Source organism: Pseudomonas sp. PS02303, from assembly GCF_029959925.1.
GTDB lineage: Bacteria > Pseudomonadota > Gammaproteobacteria > Pseudomonadales > Pseudomonadaceae > Aquipseudomonas > Aquipseudomonas mandelii.
The window spans coordinates 1-6,260 of record NZ_JASCOM010000311.1 but is presented as its reverse complement, the minus strand read 5'-3'; the positions used below and the strand labels follow the sequence as shown (position 1 = coordinate 6,260).

Below are 6,260 nucleotides of genomic sequence, written 5' to 3'. Positions count from 1 at the left end.
GAGCAGGCTCGCTCCCACAGGGTTTTGTGTTCACCGCAGATCCACTGTGGGAGCGAGCCTGCTCGCGATGAGGCCAGCCCAGTCACCCCAAAAATTGGAAGATCAACCAGCTATTCGCCCCACTGATCACCCCAAACAACCCCCACGCCAACACCCGCGTCGGCCAGCGATTCACAAACGGTCCCATCAATTTGTGATCGTTGGTCATGCGAATCAGCGGGTACAACGCAAACGGCAACTGCAGACTCAACACCACCTGACTCAACACCAGCAACTTGCCGATCGCATTGTCACCCATCAGCCAGACGCCGATGAACGCCGGGATCAACGCCAGCCCTCGCGTAATCAGCCGCCGTTGCCAGCACGGGATCCGCAGGTTCAGATAACCCTCCATGATCACCTGCCCCGCGATGGTCCCGGTAAACGTCGAGCTCTGCCCGGACGCCAGCAAGGCCACCCCGAACAACACACTGGCCAAGGCGCCGCCCACCAGTGGGTCGAGCAAGTGATAGGCGTCCTGGATGTCCACCACATCGGTATGCCCGCTCTGATGAAAGGCCGCCGCGGCGAGGATCAGGATCGCCGCATTGACCAGCAGCGCCAACGCCAGAGAGCCAATGGTGTCGATGCGCGCCAGTTTGACCGCGTCCCGCTTGCTGGCCAGGTCCTTGCCGATCATTCGGGTCTGTACGATCGAGGTGTGCAGGTACAAGTTATGCGGCATCACCGTGGCCCCGAGGATGCCAATGGCCAGGTACAGCGGCGCGGCATCGCCAATGGCAGACAGGGACGGCGTAAATCCACGGGCGACGTCCGGCCAGTACGGCTTGATCAGCAGCAACTCGACGAAGAAGCACACGCCGATGGTGCTCACCAGCACCAGCATGATCGCTTCCAGGCGGCGGAAACCACGGTTTTGCAGGGCCAGCACCAGCAGCGTGTCAAACGCGGTCAGCGCGATGCCGACAGTCAGCGAACAGCCCAGCAGCAAGTGAAAGGCCAGCGCGCAACCGAGCACTTCCGCCAGATCGGTGGCGATGATCGAGATTTCCGCCAGCACCCATTGAGTCCGCGCGGTCCGTGTGCTGTAGCGCTCCCGGGACAGCTGCGCAAGATCGCGGCCGGTGGCGATGCCCAGGCGCGAACACAGACACTGCACCACCATCCCCGCCAGACTCGCCAGCAGCACCACGAACAACAGGCTGTAACCAAAACGCGAACCGGCCTCGATGGCGGTCGCCCAGTTGCCCGGGTCCATGTAGCCGATGGACACCAGCAAGCCAGGACCGGCAAAGCGCAGCATGCGTTTGAAAAATGAAGCGTTGGGATCAACTGCAACGCTGCCCGCCACTTCCGGCGGGCAAAATGGCGCAGTGCCAACCTTGGGCAAACTGAATTTCACGGACACATCCGTCGACAGTTGGAAAAGCGCAGCTTAGACGTTTCAGCCCCTGCGCCCAAGGGGCAAATGCCCGGGTATCAGGCGCCGTGGCGGCGGAAGAACAAGGTTACCTGGCCCAATTCAACACCGAACTTGGTCATGGCGGAGCGATTGGCCATGGTGTTTTCATCCAGCAAGTACATCCAGTCGTCGAAATGCACCTGGTAGACCTTGTCGTCCACCGGCAGGCTCAGTTCATAGCGCCAGTGCAGCGCGTTGCCGGCGACCTCACCGCGAGACTCGCCGACCACATCGCCGGCCGTACCGCGCCAACGGCCAGGGCCGTCCGGGTACAACGTCCAGACACGGGTCTGCTTCGTGCCGTCGCTGTAGGTAAAGGCTTCATGCATGATCAGGTTCTGACCGTCCATTCGGCTGTTGATCAGCACATGAAAGCGTTTGACCACCTCGCCCGAGCGCTTCTGGAACATTCCCCAGCCATCCACTCGCCCGACGAAGAACCCGGGTAGATCGAGCTTGGGGTTTTGCTCGCTGTAATGCTGCACATCGACGCTGCAACCCGCCAGGCAGACGCACAACACCAGCAGCAGATTTTTCAACATGTCATGCACCTCAAGGCTTGGCGCTGCCCAGCAACTGCTGGCGCAACTCCGGATTACGTGTACGTGGGTCGAGCCAGATATCGAAAAAGGCCCGGGCGAATTGCGGGTCCTTCACTTCGTGTTGCGGCTGCTGGCCGACAAAGAACCGCGCGCCCTGCCCCGGCAAATAAACGCCGGTAATGCGCATGCCGGCTTTTACGTCGACGAACGACTGTTGCATCTGCACCTTCCAGCGCTCGAGTTGCTCGGTGCTGACCGAGGCGCCGGACAACCGCTTGATTTCATCGACACTGGCCTGCACCAAATCATCGCGGGAAATGCTGCGCTGATAGATCAGCTCCAGGGCAAACGGCTGGTCTGGCGCCAAAGGCCGGGCCGCACTCCAGAGCCGAGCGTTGTAGACATCGAATCCGAACACCCGAAACTCGCCGGCGCCGATGATCTGCGCGCCGGGCAATGCCTCCTGCCAATTGGCCAAGGCCTGGGTGCATGACAATCCCAGCAACAACACACCGTGATACAGGCGCAACCGGAGTCTGTTCATCGCGTTTTTCTCACCATGGGCATCTGTTAAAAACTTATACGCAAAGCTACGTTTTGTACAATTATTTGAGTTTCAAGTTTTGTATACAAAACCCCCTCATTCCTAGAGCAATCCTGCGTCCGCAGTGCTAACGTTGGCGCCTCACTCAGGTCGGAGACGTGTGCGTGCTGATGCTCAAGCTGCTGGTGATTCCAGGCTTCCTCTTGTTGATTTCCCTGGCTGGCAAACGCTGGGGCCCCAGCGTGGCCGGTTGGCTGTCGGGATTGCCGGTGGTGGTCGGGCCGATTCTGTTCTTCCTTGCCATCGAACAAGGCCAGGTGTTCGCCGCTCAATCAGCGACGGCGGCGTTGTCGGCGATGTCCGCGATGATTGCCTTCTGCGTGACCTACGCCCAAGTCGCTCAACGGGCAGGATGGCCATGGGCGTTGACCATTTCACTGCTGGTATGGGCCGCCGTGGCCGTGGTGCTCTCACTGATACCACCCTCGCTGATGTTCTCGGTGATCGCGGCCGCCACCGCGCTGCTGGCGGCGCCGTACCTGTTTCCCAGTGTGCAACCCATCGTTACAGGCCCGGCGCCGAAGTCCGACAGACTGCTGCTGCGCATGATGGCCGGCGCCCTGCTCACCCTCGCCGTGACCTTACTCGCCAGCACCGTCGGCGAAGGCTGGAGCGGTTTGCTCGCGGTGTTCCCGGTACTCGGCAGCGTGATGGCGGTGTTTTCCCAGCAAACCCGCGGCCCGGCGTTTACGGCAGCATTGCTGCGGGCGACGGCGACCGGCATGTATTCGTTCGCGGCGTTTTGCCTGGTGTTGGCGCTGGCGTTGCCCGACATGGGCATGAGCGCCTTTGCCCTCGGTGTTGCGGTGTCCGTGGGGATGTTGGGCATAACCAGGCGCTTGCTGGCGCGACCGATCAACTCGACGACCGAGACTGGACGATCAGCGATCAAACGCTAAGCTCCTTCACATCCAGAGGGCCAGGATGTCGCCCGCTACGTGCTGAAGGAACAGACATGAGTCTCGCATCGTACCTCGTCCGTCCCCCCCACTCAGCCACCGCCGTTGGCGTGATCGCGATAGTTCTCTGGTCCTGCCTCGCGCTGTTGACCACCCTCACCGAAGGCATTCCGCCCTTTGAACTGCTGACACTGAGCTTCGGCATAGCGTTTGTGGCGAGCCTGGTAATTCTGGGTCGGCGCGGGCTCGCCGGCTTCAGTAGCTGGCGACAGCCCTGGGCGGTATGGGTGACCGGGTTCGTGGGCATTTTCGTTTATCACGCGCTGTATTTTTTCGCGCTCAAAGTAGCCCCGGCGGCCGAAGCCAGTCTGATCAACTACCTGTGGCCGCTGTTGCTGGTGCTGCTCTCGGCGTTCTCGGCCGGGGAAAAGCTGCACAAACGGCAAATGCTCGGCGCGCTGCTGGGGCTGGCCGGCACCGCGTTCATCATGCAACAACACGGCCCGGAGGCTGGCGCATCGATGCCCATCGCCGGTTATCTCGCGGCCTTCGGCTGTGCGGTGATCTGGGCCGGTTACTCGGTGATCAACCGACGGTTCAACAACGTGCCCAGCAGCATCATCGGCGGGATCTGCGGTATGTCGGCCGTGTCCGGTCTGATTTGCCATCTGGCCTTCGAAACCACGGTACTGCCTGATCCCGGCCAATGGACCGCGATTGTGGTGCTTGGCCTCGGGCCGGTCGGGTTGGCATTTCTTGCCTGGGACCACGCCACCAAACACGGCAGTCTGGCGACGCTGGGGGCGCTTTCCTATCTGGCACCGTTGATATCGACGTTATTGCTGCTTGCCGTGGGACGCAGCCAGGCCGGTCCGATCCTGATCATCCCTGCCGTGTTGATCATCGCGGGGGCGGTGATCGCCACGTCGAGCGCAAGCGATAGAGCGCCCGCAACACGTTCAATTGTTCCGAACGAGTAAAGCTGCCGAACCCGATGAACGTTGCCCTGCTACTCGAAGCGTCTGGCTACGCGCATTACATCCTCGGCGAGAACGGCCTGGCGGCCGACCCGAACGTCAAGCGTCTGTTCGATGAAATCAGCGCCCGCCCGGGCGCCCAGCGTGTGCGGGGTCTGAGGGAAAAATGGGTGTTCAAGGCCGAGTTCAACGAAGAAACCCGTCATAACCTGTTTGCGCAAAATCAGGCCTGAGACTGTGGCGAGGATGGTTTTCGGCAGCTGCTACAAATCGTGTTCCATGGGATGATTGCGGCGAATGCGCGATTATCCCTGGAGTTTCCAAATGTCATTGTTGAGTAAAAAAGCCGTTGTCCTGTTACTGACGGCGGCCGCCAGCCTGGGGGCGTTGAATGCCTCTGCCGCCAAGGCCACCGCCAGCGATAAAGCGCCCGCGCAAGTGGTCTCGATGCTCGGCGGCAAGTTCAAGTTCACCCTGCCCAAGGGCTTCATCGCCAACCCGCTCCCGGCCGGCGACGCGGCTACCGGTACAGCCGGGGCAACGGGCACCATGTACACCAACCAGACCACCAAAACCGTCGTAATCGCCGCTGAAAACACCATCCCCGGTGGAGCCAACGTCAAGGATAACGACGGTCCGTTCCTCGACTCCGCAGCGGCCGACTTCGCCTCCGAACAAGCCAAGGCGCTGCCGGACTTCACCAAACTCAGCGAAAAAAGCCTGACGCAGAAAGGCACCGGTCTGGGCTTGCGGCAGATCGACAGCACCGCCACCCAGGGCGGCGGCAAAACCCTCGACACCACAGTGATGGCCGCGTCCAACACGCGCATGGCGATCGTTCAAGTGATTTCCCGCCTCAGCGACAACGGCGGCCACGAGACGCTGGTCAAGCAGATCGTCAGCGGCAAATAAGCTTCAAGGGTTGAGGCGCTGCAACCAGGCGCTCAAATCCTGCATTTCGGTGGCACTGATGCTGTGACCGACACCGGGGTAGGCATGAAACTCAGGCTTGAGAGACAGGCTCTGTAACAGGCTGTTGGCCTCGGTGCCGTCGATGTACGGCAAGCGTTTGTCTGCCGTGCCATGACCGATGAAGATCGCCAGCTTCTGGCGTTTTTCATCCGGTTTGAGTTCGGATTTCAACACCGGCAGAATCCGCCCGCTCAGCGCCGCAATCCCGCCAACGGCTTCGGGATGACGCAGCGCCACCTCGTAGGACATGATCGCGCCCTGGCTGAAACCCACCAGGAAGACCTTGTCGGGTTCGGTGTGATACTTCTTCGCCGCCTGTGCAATGAAGTCCAGCAGCACCTGGCCGCTGGCCTTCAGATCATCGGTCTCACCGTTGTAGGCAGCGTTGCCCTTCTCGCGAAACCACTTGTAACTGCCCTCCTCCATCACCATCGGTGCCCGCACTGACAGGAAGGTGTATTGCGCAGGCAATTGATCCTTGATATCGAACAGGTCCTGCTCGTTACTGCCGTAACCGTGGAGGAAAATCACCAGGGGCTGGTGGCGGGACTCGGGATGCGCCTGCTCAAGGTATTTGAGCGGCAGATCAGTGTGCAGCGGGGGTTCAGCGTGGACGGTGGCCGAGGCCAGCAGCGTCAGCAGAGCGAGAAACTTCAACATAAACCTTCCTTCACAAGTGCAGGATTCGGGGGGAGCCTAACACTGTGCGCACAGCAAGGGGATTTGTGGCGCTGTTGATGCCGTCTTCGCGAGCAGGCTCGCTCCCACAGTGGATGTGTGTCGCACATCAAACCTGTGGGAGCG

Annotated in this window: 7 protein-coding genes and 1 pseudogene; 4 read left to right on the top strand and 4 right to left on the bottom strand. The window is 60.8% G+C overall.

What is annotated here, in order from left to right; all coding sequences use genetic code 11:
• Positions 1-82 precede the first annotated feature (82 nt).
• From QMX98_RS31255 to QMX98_RS31245, 3 genes are all read right to left on the bottom strand, one after another.
• Entirely contained in the window at positions 83-1,402 is a 1,320-nt protein-coding gene (locus QMX98_RS31255) for an Nramp family divalent metal transporter (protein WP_282411911.1), read from the bottom strand.
• A 77-nt stretch (positions 1,403-1,479) separates the two neighbouring features.
• The gene (locus tag QMX98_RS31250; RefSeq protein ID WP_010455527.1) at positions 1,480-2,004 is read right to left on the bottom strand and encodes a DUF3833 domain-containing protein; all 525 of its coding nucleotides are present in this window, start codon (positions 2,002-2,004) and stop codon (positions 1,480-1,482) included.
• Positions 2,005-2,014: 10 nt separating this feature from the next.
• Positions 2,015-2,548, bottom strand: coding sequence for a chalcone isomerase family protein (locus tag QMX98_RS31245; RefSeq protein WP_010455529.1), 534 nt, complete (start codon positions 2,546-2,548; stop codon positions 2,015-2,017).
• Positions 2,549-2,712: 164 nt separating this feature from the next.
• Between QMX98_RS31245 and QMX98_RS31240 the strand changes: the two genes are divergently transcribed.
• The 4 genes and pseudogenes from QMX98_RS31240 to QMX98_RS31225 all read left to right on the top strand — a co-directional run bounded on the left by QMX98_RS31240 (position 2,713) and on the right by QMX98_RS31225 (position 5,396).
• Positions 2,713-3,507 (top strand): hypothetical protein, encoded by a 795-nt coding sequence (locus QMX98_RS31240; RefSeq protein ID WP_010455532.1) that lies wholly within the window; start codon positions 2,713-2,715, stop codon positions 3,505-3,507.
• A gap of 56 nt (positions 3,508-3,563) precedes the next feature.
• Positions 3,564-4,487 carry a DMT family transporter gene (locus QMX98_RS31235; protein WP_282411910.1) on the top strand — a complete coding sequence of 308 codons (924 nt, stop codon included), beginning with the start codon at positions 3,564-3,566 and terminating at the stop codon, positions 4,485-4,487.
• 41 nt (positions 4,488-4,528) lie between these two features.
• A pseudogene (locus tag QMX98_RS31230) lies at positions 4,529-4,717 on the top strand (glutathione S-transferase family protein); the annotation flags it as partial.
• 91 nt (positions 4,718-4,808) lie between these two features.
• Positions 4,809-5,396, top strand: coding sequence for a hypothetical protein (locus QMX98_RS31225; protein WP_010455538.1), 588 nt, complete (start codon positions 4,809-4,811; stop codon positions 5,394-5,396).
• A gap of 3 nt (positions 5,397-5,399) precedes the next feature.
• Here QMX98_RS31225 and QMX98_RS31220 read toward each other — a convergent pair whose 3' ends face one another.
• A complete protein-coding gene (locus tag QMX98_RS31220) occupies positions 5,400-6,116 on the bottom strand; it encodes a dienelactone hydrolase family protein (RefSeq protein ID WP_145308252.1) in 717 nt (238 codons plus the stop codon).
• Between the last annotated feature and the right edge of the window lie 144 nt (positions 6,117-6,260).